The sequence below is a fragment of the Curtobacterium sp. MCPF17_051 genome (assembly GCF_003234595.1).
Taxonomy (GTDB): Bacteria; Actinomycetota; Actinomycetes; order Actinomycetales; family Microbacteriaceae; genus Curtobacterium; species Curtobacterium flaccumfaciens.
On sequence record NZ_QKSE01000002.1, the window covers coordinates 179487 to 194443 of the forward strand.

The 14957-nt window shown below is 71.9% G+C and carries 11 protein-coding genes; 5 read left to right on the forward strand and 6 right to left on the reverse strand.

The window, feature by feature from the left end:
• Positions 1 to 3: 3 nt before the first annotated feature.
• Genes ndk through ileS form a run of 4 tightly spaced genes read right to left on the reverse strand, consistent with a single transcriptional unit; the run spans position 4 to position 5679 of the window.
• Positions 4 to 423: a nucleoside-diphosphate kinase gene (ndk, locus tag DEJ35_RS02285; RefSeq protein ID WP_017885984.1), complete on the reverse strand. Its 420-nt coding sequence runs from the start codon at positions 421 to 423 to the stop codon at positions 4 to 6.
• A 35-nt stretch (positions 424 to 458) separates the two neighbouring features.
• Positions 459 to 875, reverse strand: coding sequence for a DUF4233 domain-containing protein (locus DEJ35_RS02290; protein WP_110859222.1), 417 nt, complete (start codon positions 873 to 875; stop codon positions 459 to 461).
• Positions 872 to 2425, reverse strand: coding sequence for a folylpolyglutamate synthase/dihydrofolate synthase family protein (locus DEJ35_RS02295; protein ID WP_181435474.1), 1554 nt, complete (start codon positions 2423 to 2425; stop codon positions 872 to 874). The genes DEJ35_RS02290 and DEJ35_RS02295 overlap by 4 nt, the downstream gene beginning before the upstream one ends.
• Positions 2422 to 5679, reverse strand: a complete 3258-nt coding sequence (gene ileS / locus DEJ35_RS02300) for an isoleucine--tRNA ligase (protein WP_111191964.1) — start codon at positions 5677 to 5679, stop codon at positions 2422 to 2424. Before ileS ends, DEJ35_RS02295 begins: the two co-directional genes overlap by 4 nt.
• A 244-nt stretch (positions 5680 to 5923) precedes the next feature.
• Here ileS and DEJ35_RS02305 point away from each other — a divergent pair, with 244 nt between their 5' ends.
• A complete protein-coding gene (locus DEJ35_RS02305) occupies positions 5924 to 6946 on the forward strand; it encodes a cation diffusion facilitator family transporter (protein ID WP_111090535.1) in 1023 nt (340 codons plus the stop codon).
• 514 nt (positions 6947 to 7460) lie between these two features.
• Here the strand turns inward: DEJ35_RS02305 and DEJ35_RS02310 are convergent.
• Positions 7461 to 8060 carry a TetR family transcriptional regulator gene (locus DEJ35_RS02310; protein WP_111191965.1) on the reverse strand — a complete coding sequence of 200 codons (600 nt, stop codon included), beginning with the start codon at positions 8058 to 8060 and terminating at the stop codon, positions 7461 to 7463.
• Between the two features lie 32 nt (positions 8061 to 8092).
• On the opposite strand from DEJ35_RS02310, the gene DEJ35_RS02315 reads away from it, so the two are divergent.
• Genes DEJ35_RS02315 through DEJ35_RS02330 form a run of 4 tightly spaced genes read left to right on the forward strand, consistent with a single transcriptional unit; the run spans position 8093 to position 13228 of the window.
• Entirely contained in the window at positions 8093 to 9712 is a 1620-nt protein-coding gene (locus tag DEJ35_RS02315; protein ID WP_111191966.1) for an ABC transporter substrate-binding protein, read from the forward strand.
• A 5-nt stretch (positions 9713 to 9717) separates the two neighbouring features.
• Positions 9718 to 10713 carry an ABC transporter permease gene (locus tag DEJ35_RS02320; protein ID WP_111191967.1) on the forward strand — a complete coding sequence of 332 codons (996 nt, stop codon included), beginning with the start codon at positions 9718 to 9720 and terminating at the stop codon, positions 10711 to 10713.
• Positions 10710 to 11609, forward strand: a complete 900-nt coding sequence (locus DEJ35_RS02325) for an ABC transporter permease (RefSeq protein WP_111191968.1) — start codon at positions 10710 to 10712, stop codon at positions 11607 to 11609. Before DEJ35_RS02320 ends, DEJ35_RS02325 begins: the two co-directional genes overlap by 4 nt.
• Entirely contained in the window at positions 11606 to 13228 is a 1623-nt protein-coding gene (locus tag DEJ35_RS02330) for an ABC transporter ATP-binding protein (RefSeq protein WP_111191969.1), read from the forward strand. The genes DEJ35_RS02325 and DEJ35_RS02330 overlap by 4 nt, the downstream gene beginning before the upstream one ends.
• A gap of 68 nt (positions 13229 to 13296) precedes the next feature.
• Here DEJ35_RS02330 and proP read toward each other — a convergent pair whose 3' ends face one another.
• The gene (proP, locus tag DEJ35_RS02335) at positions 13297 to 14862 is read right to left on the reverse strand and encodes a glycine betaine/L-proline transporter ProP (RefSeq protein WP_258369813.1); all 1566 of its coding nucleotides are present in this window, start codon (positions 14860 to 14862) and stop codon (positions 13297 to 13299) included.
• Positions 14863 to 14957: the final 95 nt, after the last annotated feature.

Below are 14957 nucleotides of genomic sequence, written 5' to 3' on the forward strand. Positions count from 1 at the left end.
CGCTCAGGCGAACCAGAGCGCGAGCTCGCGCGCGGCCGACTCGGGGCTGTCCGAACCGTGGACCAGGTTCTGCTGCACCTTGAGGCCCCAGTCGCGGCCGAGGTCACCACGGATGGTGCCGGGCGCGGCCGAGGTCGGGTCGGTGGTGCCGGCGAGCGAGCGGAAGCCCGCGATCGCACCGTTGCCGGCGACGCGCACGGCGACGACCGGACCGGACTGCATGAACTCGACGAGCGGCTCGAAGAACGGCTTGCCCTGGTGCTCCTCGTAGTGCGCGTCGAGCAGGTCGCGCGGTGCGGTGAGCATCTTCAGGTCGACGAGCTCGTAGCCCTTCGCCTCGATCCGGCGGAGGATCTCACCGGTCAGCTGGCGGGCGACGCCGTCGGGCTTGACGAGGACGAGGGTCTCTTCGAAGTCGGACACGCAGTACTCCCTGTGTTCGGGGTCGAATGTGGTGGTCAGTCCTCGCCCATGGCCGCTCGGCGCGCGGCGTTCTGGCGGTCCAGTTGACCGCCCTTGACGAAGCAGAAGACCCACAGCGCCAGGAACACCACGGCGACCGCGAACATGAACGGTTCGATGAACCCGGTGGCGAGGATGGCCGCCTGCAGCAGCCACCCGAACCCTACACCGGCCGGGTTGCCCGTCAGACGTGAGGCAGCTGCGAGGACGATGATCGCGCCGATGCCGCCGCCGAAGGCCGCTGCGGGCGGAAGCGTGCCCTTGCCGAAGACGACGAGCATGGGGAAGAAGAACATGATCGCCTCGAGCACCAGGGTGATCGAGAGCAGGCTCTCCTGCGCCCCGCGTTCGCGGCGCGGCTTCCGGGTGCGCGGTGCGCGGCCCGGCCGGGAGGCCCCTGGTGCGTCCGTCACTTCGCCTCGCCTTCGCGGTGCACGAGGTCCATGACCGCGCCCACCATCACGATGGAGCCCGCGACGAGCACGAGGGCGTCCTCGGCGTCCGCCTCGTCGGCCAGGCTGCGCGCTTCCTGCAGTGCGGACGCCAGGGACGGCTCGACGACGACGCGGTCCTCGCCGACCTCGTCGACGACGACCCGGGCGAACTCGTCCGCGTCGAGCGCTCGCTCCCCCGGCGGCTGCGTCACGACGAACGTGGCGACGGTGTCCTTGAGCGCGCGGACGAACCCGCGGGCGTCCTTGTCTCCGAGGATCCCGACGACGCCGACGACGTGCTCGGACGGGAACGCGACCGGCAGCGCCTCGGCCAGGGCCTTCGCACCGTGCGGGTTGTGCGCGGCGTCGACGACGACGGTCGGGTCGGTCGCGATGGGCTGCAGGCGACCGGGGCTCGTCGTGCCGGCGATGCCCTCGGACAGGACGTCCTCGTCGAGGGCCTGGGCCCCGCGGCCGAGGAACGACTCGACCGCCGCGATCGCCACGGCGGCGTTCTCGGCCTGGTGCCGGCCGAACAGCGGCAGGAACAGGTCGTCGTAGCGGCCGGCGATGCCCTGCACGGTGATGAGCTGTCCGCCCACGGCCGGGGTGACGTCGACGACGCTGAATCCCTGCGAGCTCGGCCTGCCCGCCGCTTCGCGACGGTCAGGTACCGGCTCGAAGGGGCCCACGGTGCCCTCGACGGCCAGGGTGGACTCGGTGAGTTCGGCGGCGCGCTCGAGTTCGGCGAGGGCCTCGGGGACCTGCCGGCTCGACACCACGGCGGACGACGGCTTGACGATGCCCGACTTGGTGCGGGCGATCTCGGCCACCGTGGCACCGAGCTGCTTCGCGTGGTCGATGGCGATCGGCGTGAACACCGACACCTGGCTCTGCACGACGTTGGTGGAGTCCCACTCGCCGCCCATGCCGACCTCGATCACGGCGACGTCCACCGGCGCCTCGGCGAAGCACGCCAGGGCGAGCACGGTGAGCGCCTCGAAGAAGGTCAGCGGGAGTTCGCCCTTGTCGGCGAGCTCGCGGTCGGTGATCTCGAGCACCGGGGCGATGTCGTCCCAGTTCTCGACGAACCGGTCCGCCGCGATCGGCTGGCCGTCGACCACGATGCGTTCCCGGATCGACACCAGGTGCGGGCTCGTCATCAGGCCGGTGCGCAGACCGTGTGCCCGGACGATGCTCTCGATGGTGCGCGCGGTCGACGTCTTGCCGTTCGTGCCCGTCACGTGGATCACCGGGTACGCCAGGTGCGGGTCGCCGAGCAGCTCGACGGCGCGGCGGGTGGCGGTCAGCCGGCGCTCGGGGGCCTGTTCACCGATGCGGGCGTACAGGGCGGCCTCGACGCGGCGGACCTCGTCGTCGTCGCCCCCGTAGGGCACGGCGTCGGCTGGAGCGTCTCCGGAGGGGCCGACCGGGATCCGGATGCCGTCCTCGTCGCGGCCGTCGAACTCGTCGTGTCCGACGAACTCCTCGTTCGCCTCGTGGTCGTCGTACTGGTCGTCGTCACTCATGCGCGTGCTACCTCCACGGATACCTTCGCACCGTCACCGACGTCGGTGGTGGTGTCGTCCGCCCCGAGGGGCAGGATCTCGACGCTCGTCGCCAGGGTCTCCCCCGCGATGAGCTCCTGGTGCGCGCGGACCGCGCCGTCGGCCGTGTCGTCCACCTGGAGGGTCAGGGCGATGCGGTCGCTGACGTCGAGGTCGGCGTCGCGGCGGGCCTGCTGGACGGCGCGGACGACGTCGCGGGCGAGCCCCTCGGCCTCGAGTTCGGGCGTGGTCACGGTGTCGAGCACCACGAAGCCGCCCTCGTCGAGGAACGCCACGGCCACCGAGGCGTCGGCCACGGTGAGGTCGAGCGAGTACTCGCCCTCGATCAGGTCGACGCCGCCGACGGTCACGCCGGAGTCGGTCGCGGTCCAGTCGCCCTTCTTGGCTGCCGGGATCACCTGCTGCACCTGCTTGCCGATGCGGGGGCCGGCGACGCGGGCGTTCACGGTGAGCTTCCGCTCGATGCCGTACTGCGCCAGCGACTCCTCGGCCTGCTCCTCGAGCACGACGCGCTTCACGTTGAGCTCGTCGCGCAGGATGTCGGCGAACGGTTCGACCGCCGCCGGGTCCGGCACCACCAGGGTCAGCGTGGCGAGGGGCAGCCGGACGCGCTTGCCGGTGGCCTTGCGGAGCGCCAAGCCCTTCGAGGCGACGTCGCGCACACGGTCCATCGCGTCGACGAGGGCGTCGTCGGCGGGGAACTCGTCGGGGTCCGGGAAGTCCGTCAGGTGGACGCTGCGCCCACCGGTCAGGCCCTTCCAGATCTCCTCGGTGACGAGCGGCGCGAGCGGGGCGGCGACCCTGGTCAGCGTCTCGAGCACGGTGTACAGCGTGTCGAACGCCGCGCGGGTCTCGATCCCGGCGTCCGCGTCGGCCCCGGTCCAGAACTTGTCGCGCGAGCGGCGGACGTACCAGTTCGTCAGCACGTCGGCGAAGTCGCGGACGGCCTGGGCAGCGAGCGGGGTGTCGAGCGCGTCGAGGTGCGTCCGGACGTCGGTGACGAGGACCCGGGTCTTCGCGAGCAGGTACCGGTCGAGCACGTCGGTCGAGTCGGTCCGGCGCTGGGCCCGGTACCCGTCGGGACCCGAGGCGTTCGCGTACAGGGTGAAGAAGTAGTACGTCGACCACAGCGGCAGCATGAACTCGCGGACACCCTGGCGGATGCCCTCTTCCGTGACGACGAGGTTGCCGCCGCGGATCACCGACGAGGACATCAGGAACCAGCGCATGGCGTCGGCGCCGTCGCGGTCGAAGACCTCGGAGACGTCCGGGTAGTTCCGGAGCGACTTCGACATCTTCTGGCCGTCCGAGCCGAGGACGATGCCGTGGCTGATGACGTTCCGGAACGCCGGACGGTCGAACAGCGCGGTGGAGAGCACGTGCATGACGTAGAACCAGCCGCGCGTCTGCCCGATGTACTCGACGATGAAGTCGGCCGGGCTGTGCGACTCGAACCACTCCCGGTTCTCGAACGGGTAGTGCACCTGGGCGTACGGCATCGACCCGGAGTCGAACCACACGTCGAACACGTCGGTGATCCGGCGCATCGTCGAGTTGCCCGTGGGGTCGTCGGGGTTCGGCCGCGTCAGATCGTCGATGAACGGGCGGTGCAGGTCGACCTCGCCCTCGGCGTTCACCGGCAGGCGGCCGAAGTCGCGCTCGATGTCGGCGAGCGAGCCGTACACGTCGGTGCGCGGGTACTCGGGGTCGTCGGACTGCCACACCGGGATCGGCGTGCCGAAGTAGCGGTTGCGCGAGACCGACCAGTCGATGGCGTTGCCGACCCACTTGCCGAACTGGCCGTCCTTGACGTTGTCCGGCACCCAGTTGATGTCCTGGTTGAGCTGGCCCATGCGGTCGCGGAGTTCGGTGACGCGGACGAACCACGACGAGACGGCCTTGTAGATGAGGGGCTTCCGGCACCGCCAGCAGTGCGGGTAGCTGTGCTCGTAGGACGCCTGGCGGAGCAGTCGCCCGGCGTCGCGGACGGCCTTCGTCAGCGGCTTGTTCGCGTCCGACCAGAGCATCCCGGCGACCTCGCCGAACTGGGACGTGAAGACGCCGCCCTCGTCCAGCGACAGCACGACGGGGATGCCGGCTGCTGCGCAGACCTCTTGGTCGTCGGCGCCGTAGGCCGGGGCCTGGTGCACGATGCCGGTGCCCTCCCCGGTCTCGACGTACTCGGCGACCAGGATGCGCCAGGCGTTGTCGTACCCCTCCTGCTCGGCCAGGAAGTCGAACAGGCGCTCGTACTCGACGCCATCGAGCTCGGCGCCCGTCAGCGTGCGCGCGACGGCGGCGAGCGCCTCGTCGCCCGAGGCGTAGCCGAGCTCCTTCGCGTGCGCGGCCACGGTGTCGGACGCGAGGAGGTACGAGGCGGAACCCGCTTCGCCACCGTCAGCCGCGCCTCCAGGGCCCGCCGGTACGACCGCGTAGGTGATCGCCGGTCCGACCGCCAACGCGGCATTCGTGGGGAGGGTCCAGGGGGTCGTCGTCCAGGCGAGTGCCCGCACACCGGTCAGGGCGAGCGCGGAAGCGCGGTCGCCGTGCAGCGGGAACGAGACGGTGACGGACTGGTCCTGGCGCATCTTGTAGACGTCGTCGTCCATGCGCAGCTCGTGGTTGGAGAGCGGCGTCTGGTCGTTCCAGCAGTACGGCAGGACCCGGAAGCCCTCGTACGCCAGGCCCTTGTCCCAGAGCTGCTTCCACGCCCAGAGCACGCTCTCCATGAAGGTGACGTCGAGGGTCTTGTAGTCGTCCTCGAAGTCGACCCAGCGCGCCTGGCGGGTGACGTACTCCTGCCACTCGTCGGTGTACTGCAGCACGGACTTCTTGGCGGCGGCGTTGAAGACGTCGATACCCATGGCGTCGATCTCGTGCTTCTCGGTGATGCCGAGCTGGCGCATCGCCTCGAGCTCGGCGGGCAGGCCGTGGGTGTCCCAGCCGAAGCGGCGGTGCACCTGCTTGCCGCGCATGGTCTGGTAGCGCGGGAAGACGTCCTTGGCGTAGCCCGTCAGCAGGTGCCCGTAGTGCGGCAGGCCGTTGGCGAAGGGCGGGCCGTCGTAGAAGGTCCACTCCGGGCAGCCCTCGCGCGCGTCGATGGACGCCTGGAACGTGTCGTCGCGCTTCCAGAAGGCGAGGATGCCCCGCTCGACGGCGGGGAAGCTCGGCGAGGGGACGACGCCATCGGCATCGGCGTTCAACGGGTACGGCACCGGGACTCCTTGTGGGTTCGCTCGATCTCCACGAGGACGGAAGCAGGTTCCGCGGTACCACCTCGTTTGCCGCCCAACGTGCGCTGTGCGACCACTCTGTGTCGGGGGTGGTGACGGTCCCGAACCCGCCCGGTTCTACTGACGGAGGCGCTGATGCGCTCCGCGTTCTTCCGGAAGCTCCCCGGTGATGGCCGGATCGACGCTCTTGGAACACGACTTTACCGGACGGGAGCATGCTTGAGTGATGCCCGCAGAAGAACGCCCCGAGTCACTCGTCACCGTCCTGATCGCGTTCGGGGCGAACCTGCTCGTCGCGATCGCGAAGACGATCGCCTCGCTCGTCTCGGGTTCGGCCTCGATGGTGGCCGAAGCGGCGCACTCCTGGGCGGACACCGGCAACGAGGTGTTCCTGCTCGTCGCGGAACGACGCGGCGGCAAGAAGCGGGACACCGCGCACCCGCTCGGGTACGGACGCGAGACCTACATCTGGTCGATGTTCGCCGCGTTCGGCCTGTTCACGGCCGGTGCGATCGTCTCGATCTACCACGGCATCTCGGAGTTCGGGGACACCGGGCCGGCCGAGGACGTCGTGCTCAACTACGTCGTGCTCGGGGTCGCGTTCCTGCTCGAGGGCACGAGCTTCCTGCAGGCCTACCGGCAGGCGCACGGTGCCGCGACCAAGCGCAAGGTCCCGGTGCTGCGGCACGTGCTGCAGTCGTCGAACCCGACGCTCCGTGCGGTGTTCGCCGAGGACGCGGCGGCGCTGATCGGCCTGGTCGTGGCGTTCCTCGGGGTGTTCCTGCACCAGGTCACCGGGCTGGCGGTCTTCGACGCGCTCGGCTCCATCGCGATCGGTGTGCTGCTGGGGGTCGTCGCGATCGTCCTGATCGACCGCAACCGCCGGTTCCTGCTCGGCGAGAGCACGTCCCCCGAGCTCGAGAACGCGGTGCTCGTCGAGCTGCTGGGCCGGTCGCAGGTCGAGCGGGTCACCTACCTGCACCTGGAGTTCGTGGGGCCGTCGCGGGTGTACCTCGTCGCGGCCGTCGACCTGACGGGCAACGAGACCGAGGAGCACGTGGCGGTGCGGTTGCGTGACGTGGAGAAGTCGCTCGAGGACAGCCCGTACATCGAGGAGGCCGTCCTCACCCTGAGCTACCCGGGCGACGAGTCGCTGGTGCCGACCGACGGCGACGTGCCCGAGGTCGTCCGGGACGGCACCGCTTCGGACGTGGCGTCCGGTGGCGCGGGGACCCTGCGGACGGAGTGACGCGTCCGAGGCCGGACGGGTGGGCGTCGGGCGAGCTTCGGGCGGTCGGGAGGGTCGTGGCTTGGCCGAGAAACGCCGTCGTCTTCCGCTGACGCCGCCAGGTCGCCAACACACCGCCGAACGTGGCGGCGTCTCGCGAGCTGCGCGGCGTCCCGCGAGGACGCCGGCGTGTGGCGCGCACGAGAACGCGGCCCACCACCGGACTGGAGGCGCGGCACCAGCCCGCAACGAGCCTCCCGGCCCGCCACCGGCTGCGCCCACCGCACGACGCCGGCGTCTGCGCATCACGCCGGCGTCATGCGTCTACGCATCACGCTGGCGTCACCGCATCATGCCGGCGTCATGCGTCTAGGCATCACGCCGGCGTCACCGCGAGACGCCGCCACGTGCGCGAGACGCCGCCGAATTCGGCGGCGTCTCGCGGGGAACGGGGCGTGGTGCCGACACGACGGCGTCTTGCGTCAGGACTTTCGCGCTACACGATCGCGTCTCGTCGCGGCGAGACGCCGGCGTGTCAGCGGGCGTCGAGGCCCGCGACCACCGGGGTGAGCGCCGCCGCGACGTACTCGACGAGCGCACGGCGGCCGACCCCGTCGGTGACCCACACCCCGAACGCAGCGGCGGCGGCCCCGAGCATCGCGCCGGACACCGTCTGCGGCCAGAGCGAGCGCGACTGCTCCCCCGTGCGGCCCGCGACGAAGGCGGCGACGGCCTCGTGCTGCGCCGTCACCCGGACCGCGACGCCCGCCACCAGCTCGGGCCCGATGCCCATCACCTCGGCCTGCGCGACGGCCCACGGAACCCGCTCGGGGTCGTGGGCACGGGCTGCGGCGAGGAGCGCCTGCTCGACGGCCCGGACGACGCTCGGCTCGGTCGACGCGGCGAGGTACCCGGGCAGGCCGGCGACGGCGGCGTCGAGCTCGAGCCACATCACGTCGGCCTTCGCCGGGAAGTAGTTGAAGAACGTCGCGCGGCTGACCCCGGCGCGGGCGGCGATCTGGTCGACCGTGGTGCGTCCGTACCCCTGCTCGAGGAAGAGCTCGGCGGCGGCGTCCGCGAGCACCTCGGCGCTCGATCGTCGGGGGCGGCCACCGCGGCGGATCGGTTCGTCCATGGGCCCCAGTAAACCGCTAGACTCGATCCGCCATGATCTTGGACTCAGTACAGAAAACCCTCACCGCAGTCGCGGGCGCCTCGGCGGTCCTGCTCGTCCTGGCTGCCTGCAGCGGACCGGGCACGAGCACCGGGAGCAGCACCCCGGTCGCGGGCGGCACGCTCACCTACGCCTCAGGCGACGCCGAACCGACCTGCCTCGACCCGCACGTCGGCGGCAACTACCCGCAGGCGCTCCTGGCGACGCAGTACATCGAGGAGCTCGTCGGGCTCGAGGACGGCAAGCCGACACCCGAGCTCGCGACGAAGTGGACCACGAGCGACGACGGGAAGACCCTGGCGTTCACCCTGAGGGACGACGTCTCCTTCACCGACGGCACCCCGTTCGACGCCGCCGCGGTCGTGGCGAACATCGAGCACGTGCAGGACCCGGCCACCGCCTCGAGCACCGGCTACCTGGCACTGCAGTCCATCACGAAGGCGACCGCCACCGACGAGCACACCGTCACGCTGACGCTGAGCCGGCCGGACAGCGCGCTGCTCGAGTCCTTCTCGCAGCCCTGGCTGGGCATGGAGTCCCCGAAGGCGCTCGAGCGCGAGCAGGCGACGAACTGCGAGTCCCCCGTCGGCACCGGCCCGTTCCGGGTCACCGGCTGGAAGCACGGCGACCGCGTCACCCTGACGAAGAACACCGATTACTGGGGGGCGACGAAGCCGCGCCTGTCCGGCATCACGTGGCGGTTCCTGCCGGACTCGACCTCGCGCTACGCCGCGCTGCAGTCCGGCCAGGTCGACGTGATCGACAACGCCCAGCCCGACCAGCTCAAGGCCGCGTCGGCGAAGGGAGCGATCCGCGACCTCGACGCCCCGCGCCCCGGTGCCTCGAACCGGCTCGAGCTGAACTCCGGTCACGGGGTCTTCCGCGACGAAGCGGTGCGCCAGGCCTTCATCGCCGGTGCCGAGATCGACCCCGGCCTGCAGTCGCTGTTCCTCGGCACCGCGAAGCGCTCGTACTCGGTGCTCTCGAGCGCTGAGCCGCTCGCGTACTCGGAAAAGAGCCGGTTCGACCACTCTCCGTCCAAGGCGAAGCAGCTCCTCGACGACGCCGGGTGGAAGGTCGGCTCGGACGGCATCCGCGAGAAGGACGGCCAGCAGCTCACCGTGACGTTCCCCGTCTCGACGAACCAGTCGGTGCCGGCCGAGCGCAGCCTGTTCCAGCAGATCCAGGCGTCCGAGAAGGCCGTCGGGTTCAAGGTCGTGCTCGACGAACTCGACCTGTCCAGCTGGTACGCCGCTCTCGCAGCGAACGAGTACGACCTCGTCAGCGCCCCGTACACGAAGGTCGGTCCCGACGTCCTGCGCATCCTGTACGACAGCGCGAGCATCGAACCGGCACCGTCCGGCTACTTCGCGAACCTCGCCCAGCTCGACGACCCCGCGCTCGACCGGCTGCTCGAGCGGGCCGCCCGCACCTCGGACGCCGACGAGCGCGCCGACCTGTACGAGCAGGCCCAGAAAGCGATCCTGGCGAGCGGCACGGTGCTCCCCCTGTACGACCAGCAGAACCACTTCCTGGTGCGCTCGGCCGTGCACGGCATCCAGACGACCCCGGTCTCGACGCCCTGGTTCGGCACCGCCTGGATCGACCGCTGACCCGGATGCGATGGGTCTGGTGGGCCGTCCGGCGGCTCGCCGGGGGCATCGGCGTGCTCTGGGCCGTCGCGACGATCGTCTTCGTCGCGATCCGGCTCATCCCGGGTGACCCGGCGCTCGCGATCCTCGGCGGACCGGGCTCGCAGGCCTCGGCCGAGGCCGTCGCCCAGGTCCGCCACGAGTACGGCCTCGACCAGCCGGTCCTGGTGCAGTACGCGGTGTTCCTCGGACGCCTGGCGACCGGCCAGCTCGGGGACTCGTACGCCTTCCGCACCCCGGTCGCGACGCTCCTCGCCCAGCAGCTGCCCGTCACGCTGACGCTCGCGGTCGCCGGCCTCGTCGTCGCCTGGGTGCTGGCGATCGTCGCCGCGTGGGCCTCGACGCAGCGCGGCCGGATCGCCGCCGAGCTCACCAGCGCCCTGAGCGTCACCGCGAGCGTGATGCCGCACTTCTGGCTCGGCAGCGTGCTCATCGTGGTGTTCGCCACCTCGCTGGGATGGGTGCCGGCGGTCAGTGACGGCACCGCGCGCGGGTGGGTGCTCCCGGTGCTGACCGTGGCCGTGCCGGTCGCCGGGTACCTGGCCGAGACCGTGCGCGACGGCGTGGTCGACGCGCAGCGCTCCGCCTTCGCACTCGCCGCCCGGGGCCGGGGCGAGACCCGCGTCGGACTGTTCGGACGCCACCTGCTCCGGCACGCAGCCCTGCCCGGGATCGCGCTGTCCGCATGGGCCTTCGGGTCGCTCGTCTCCGGAGCCGTGGTCGTCGAGTCCGTGTTCGCCCTGCCCGGCATCGGCCGTGCCCTCGTCACCGCCGTCACCCAGCGGGACATGCCGCTCGTCGCCGGCATCGCGATGGTGTCGGCGGCAGCGTACGTCGTCGTACTCGCCGTGGCCGACCTGGTCGAGCGTGCCGTCGACCCGCGCAGCAACGCACGGAACGCGACCTCCCGCCCTGGCGACGCGCGACGCCGTGGACCCGGCCGTCCGGCGGGCGCGCGGTGAGCGGGATCGCCGACCCGGGCCTCCAGACCGGAGCGCCCGGCCACCAGACCGCCGCCGGCACCGAGCGCGTCCGTGGGGGGACGCTCGGCGCCGGCGGCATCACCGCGGGGGTGGTCGTCCTGGTCGCCGTCGTGGCGGCGGCGTGGCCCGCCCTGCTCGGCGGCGGGGACCCGCTCGCGGTGCACCCAGCAGATGCCCTGGCTGCGCCGAGCGGCGCGCACCCGTTCGGCACCGACGAGTCCGGACGCGACGTCCTGGCACGGGTGGTCGCGGGGACCCGCGCATCGCTCGTCGTCGGCGTCGCCGCGACCCTGATCGGCGGCGGGGCGGGCGTCCTGCTCGGCGTCGTCGCCGGGCTCGGCGCCGGGGCCGGACGACTCGGACGCCTGCTCGACGCCGTCATCGGCCGCGTCACCGAGGTCGCGTTCGCCCTGCCACTGCTGCTCGTCGCCCTGGTCGTCATCGCCGTGACCGGTCCGGGTCCGGTGCCGGCGGTGCTCGCGGTCGGCTTCGCGACCGCTCCCGGCTACGCCCGGATCGTGCGCGGTCTGGTCCGGGCCGCCCGGAGTTCGCAGGTGGTCGAGACGGCGGTGCTGCTCGGCCGCTCCCCCGCCCGCACCGTGGTCCGACACGTGCTGCCGACGGCGCTCTGGCCCGTCGTCGCCGTCGCCACGCTCGGGGTCGGGCAGGCGGTCGTGTGGGCCTCGGCGCTGAGCTACCTCGGCGTCGGCACGCCCCCGCCCGCGCCGGAGTGGGGCGCGATGCTCGCCGACGGTCGCACCTACCTGCAGACCGCGCCGTGGATGAGCACCTTCCCCGGACTCGCGATCGTGGTGCTCGCGACCGCCGTCACCGTGCTCGGCCGGGCGATCCGACGGACCGGGGCCACGCGGTGAGCGCCGTCCTCGACGTCCGGGGGCTCACCGTCGCCATCGGTGGCACCCCGATCGTGCACGGTGTCGACCTGCGCGTCGACGCCGGCGAGTGCGTCGCCCTGGTCGGGGCGTCCGGCTCCGGCAAGACCGTCACCGCCCGCGCCGTGCTCGGCCTGTCCGCGCCCGGCGCCGCCGTGCAGGCCGACGTGTTCGCGGTCGACGGTGTCGACGTCGACGGGTACACGGACCGGCGGTGGCGCCGGCTGCGGGGATCACGGGTCGGCTACGTCGGCCAGGAGGCCCTGGGCGCGTTGGACCCGCTGCGCCCCGTCGGGCGCGAGGTCGCCGACAGCCTCCGCCTGCACACCGAGATGCGTGCGGCCGAGCGCGTGGACGCCGTGCGCGACGCCCTGACCGCGGTGGGCCTCGACCCGGACATCGCGACCGACGGTCGGCTCGCCGGAACGCTGTCGGGCGGGATGCGACAGCGGGCCCTCATCGCCGCGGCCACCGTCGGGTCCCCCGCGCTGCTGGTCGCCGACGAACCGACGACCGCGCTCGACGCCGGGGTCGCCGTCACCGTGATGGAGCAGCTGCGGGCGGCGCAGACACGGGGCGCCGGACTGCTCGTCATCACGCACGACCTGGGGCTCGTCGCGGGGTGGGCCGACCGGGTCGCCGTCGTGCACGAGGGCCGGATCGTCGAGGAGGGCGCGGTCGCCGAGGTCTTCGCGGCACCGACGCACCCCGCGACCCGGGCGCTGGTGCGCGCGGCCGGTGCTGCCGCGTCGCCCGCTGCCGTTCCGACCTCGCACGGTTCGGAGCCGACCTCGCATGGTGCGAGGGGGGTGCTCGCGGCGCAGGGACTCTCGCGGGGGTACGGCGCGCTGCTCGCGGTCGACGACGTGTCGTTCGCGCTCGAGCGGGGACGGGTGCTCGGGGTGATCGGCGCCTCGGGCTCGGGCAAGACGACGCTGGCGCGGATGCTCCTCGGGCTCGAGACGCCCGACGCCGGCACGGTCACCCTCGACGACGGGCCCTGGGTCCCGCTGCCCGAGCGCGAGCGACGCCCCCGACGACACCGGGTCGCGGCCGTCGTGCAGGACCCCGGCGCGACGTTCGACGAACGGTGGAGCGTGGAGCGGGTCCTCGCCGACGCGTTCTCGCGCGGTGACGAACGGCGGGCTCGCGGGGCGCTCGGCGAACGGGTCGACGCGGCACTGCGGCAGGTCGACCTCGACCCCGTGCTGCGGTCCCGCTCCCCCCGCACCCTGTCCGGCGGGCAACGGCAGCGGCTCGCGATCGCCCGCGCGCTGGCGACCGACCCCGAGGTGATCGTGCTCGACGAGCCGGTGACCGCCCTCGACGCCACGGTGCAGGACGCCGTGCTGCGGCTGCTCGAACGGCTCCGCGACGAGACCGGGGTGGCGATGGTGTTCGTGTCGCACGACCTGCGAGCGGTCCGTCGGATGGCGGACGACGTCCTCGTGGTGCACCGCGGCGCGGTCGTCGAGCACGGACCGGCCGCCGAGGTCTTCGCGCACCCCGCCCACCCGGTGACCGCACGGCTGCTGCACGCCGCCGAGCGGCTGGCAGCGGGCCTCGGCGCCGGCCGGCCCGCCACCGACCTCACGGGCTGAGCGACAGTCCACGCGCGCTCGCGCCCGTGGACTGTCGCTGCGCGCGTGACGTCACCGCGGCCCCGTGGTCAGGAACCGGAGGGTTCCTTCTGCGCCGCGTCGGCCGAGATGATCGGGATCTCGCTCGTCGAGAAGTCCTTCGCCCAGTCGGACTTCGCGAGCTCCGACGTCGGGTCGTTGTAGTCCTCGATGACGCCGGCGATCTCGTCCTCGGAGCCGACCGTCGGGCCGGAGCCCATGAGCGGGCTCGCGGCGGTCTCCTTGGTGAAGTACACCGCGACCAGGCCGATCACGGCGGCGAGCATCAGGTAGAACGCGGGGATGTCCTCGGCCCAGCCGTACCCGGCGTCCTTCGCGGCGTTGATGAGCGCGGCGGTCGCGAGCGGGGTGGTCCCGCCGAAGAGCGACACCGACACGTTGAACGCGATCGCCAGGGCGCCGTAGCGGATGATCGTCGGGAACAGCGCGGGCAACGTCGACGGCATGGTCGAGGTGAACGTGACCAGCACGACGCCGAGGATCAGCAGGCCGGCGAAGACGCCGACGCCGGTGCCGGTCTGGACCAGCTTGAGGGCCGGCCAGGACAGCAGGATGAAGCCGATGCAGCCGGCGGCGAGCACCGGACGGCGCCCGAACCGGTCGGACAGTCGGCCACCGAAGGTGATGACGACCATCATGAGCAGCATCACGATGACGATGAGGATCAGGCCGAACGTGGCGTTCTGGCCGAGGTTCTGCTCGAGGTAGGTCGGCATGTACGACAGCAGCATGTAGTCGGTCACGTTGAAGACCAGGACCAGGCCGATGCAGATGATGAGCGAGCGCCAGTTCTCGGCGAAGAGCTTGAGGAACGGGGTCTTCTGGCCCTCGCGCTCGGCGGCCTGCTCCTGCTGCTTCTGGAACGCCGGGGTCTCCTCGAGCTTGAGACGCAGGTAGAGGCCGATCAGGCCGAGGGGCCCCGCGATGATGAACGGGATGCGCCAGCCCCAGCTGAGCAGGGCGTCCTCGGACAGGCCGAACTGCAGGCCGGTGACGATCGAGGCGCCGAGCACGTAGCCGGCGAGGGTGCCGAACTCGAGCCACGAGCCCATGAAGCCGCGGCGCTTGTCGGGCGAGTACTCGGCGATGAAGGTCGCGGCGCCGCCGTACTCACCACCGGTCGAGAAGCCCTGCACGAAGCGGGCGACGAGCAGCAGGACCGGGGCCCAGAAGCCGATCGTGTCGTACGACGGGATCAGGCCGATCATGAGCGTGCCGGCGGCCATCAGGATCATCGTCAGCGCGAGGACCTTCTGGCGGCCGATCTTGTCGCCGATCGGGCCGAACACGGCACCGCCGATCGGGCGCACGATGAACGCGGCGGCGAAGAAGCCGAACGTGGCGACGATGTTCGCCGCCGGGTCGCCCTGCGGCAGGAACACCTGCGAGATGGTGACCGTCAGGTACGCGAAGATGCCGAAGTCGAACCACTCCATGGCGTTGCCGAGCGCGGCAGCCGCGACGGCACGCTTGAGCAGCGACTCCTCGACGACGGTGACGTCGTCCTTCGTCAGATCGCGACGAGCGCGCTTCGCGGCGCCCTTCGTGCGCAACGGCCGATCGCCGTGCTGGTGGGGTGCGTTGTTCGGTGCCAAGTCGTTCCTCCGGGGTGCGGTGCTTCCTTCGGGCGTCCGGCGGACGGCGACGTTGCAGCTCCTGCGAACCCTGCGCTCGCCGGACAAACCCAGGA

Excerpts from the sequence above, each read along its gene's own strand:
- DEJ35_RS02295 (WP_181435474.1), bottom strand. The coding sequence starts at position 2,425 with ATGAGTGACGACGACCAGTACGACGACCACGAGGCGAACGAGGAGTTC.
- DEJ35_RS02305 (WP_111090535.1), top strand. The coding sequence starts at position 5,924 with ATGCCCGCAGAAGAACGCCCCGAGTCACTCGTCACCGTCCTGATCGCG.
- DEJ35_RS02310 (WP_111191965.1), bottom strand. The coding sequence starts at position 8,060 with ATGGACGAACCGATCCGCCGCGGTGGCCGCCCCCGACGATCGAGCGCC.
- DEJ35_RS02315 (WP_111191966.1), top strand. The coding sequence starts at position 8,093 with ATGATCTTGGACTCAGTACAGAAAACCCTCACCGCAGTCGCGGGCGCC.
- DEJ35_RS02320 (WP_111191967.1), top strand. The coding sequence starts at position 9,718 with ATGCGATGGGTCTGGTGGGCCGTCCGGCGGCTCGCCGGGGGCATCGGC.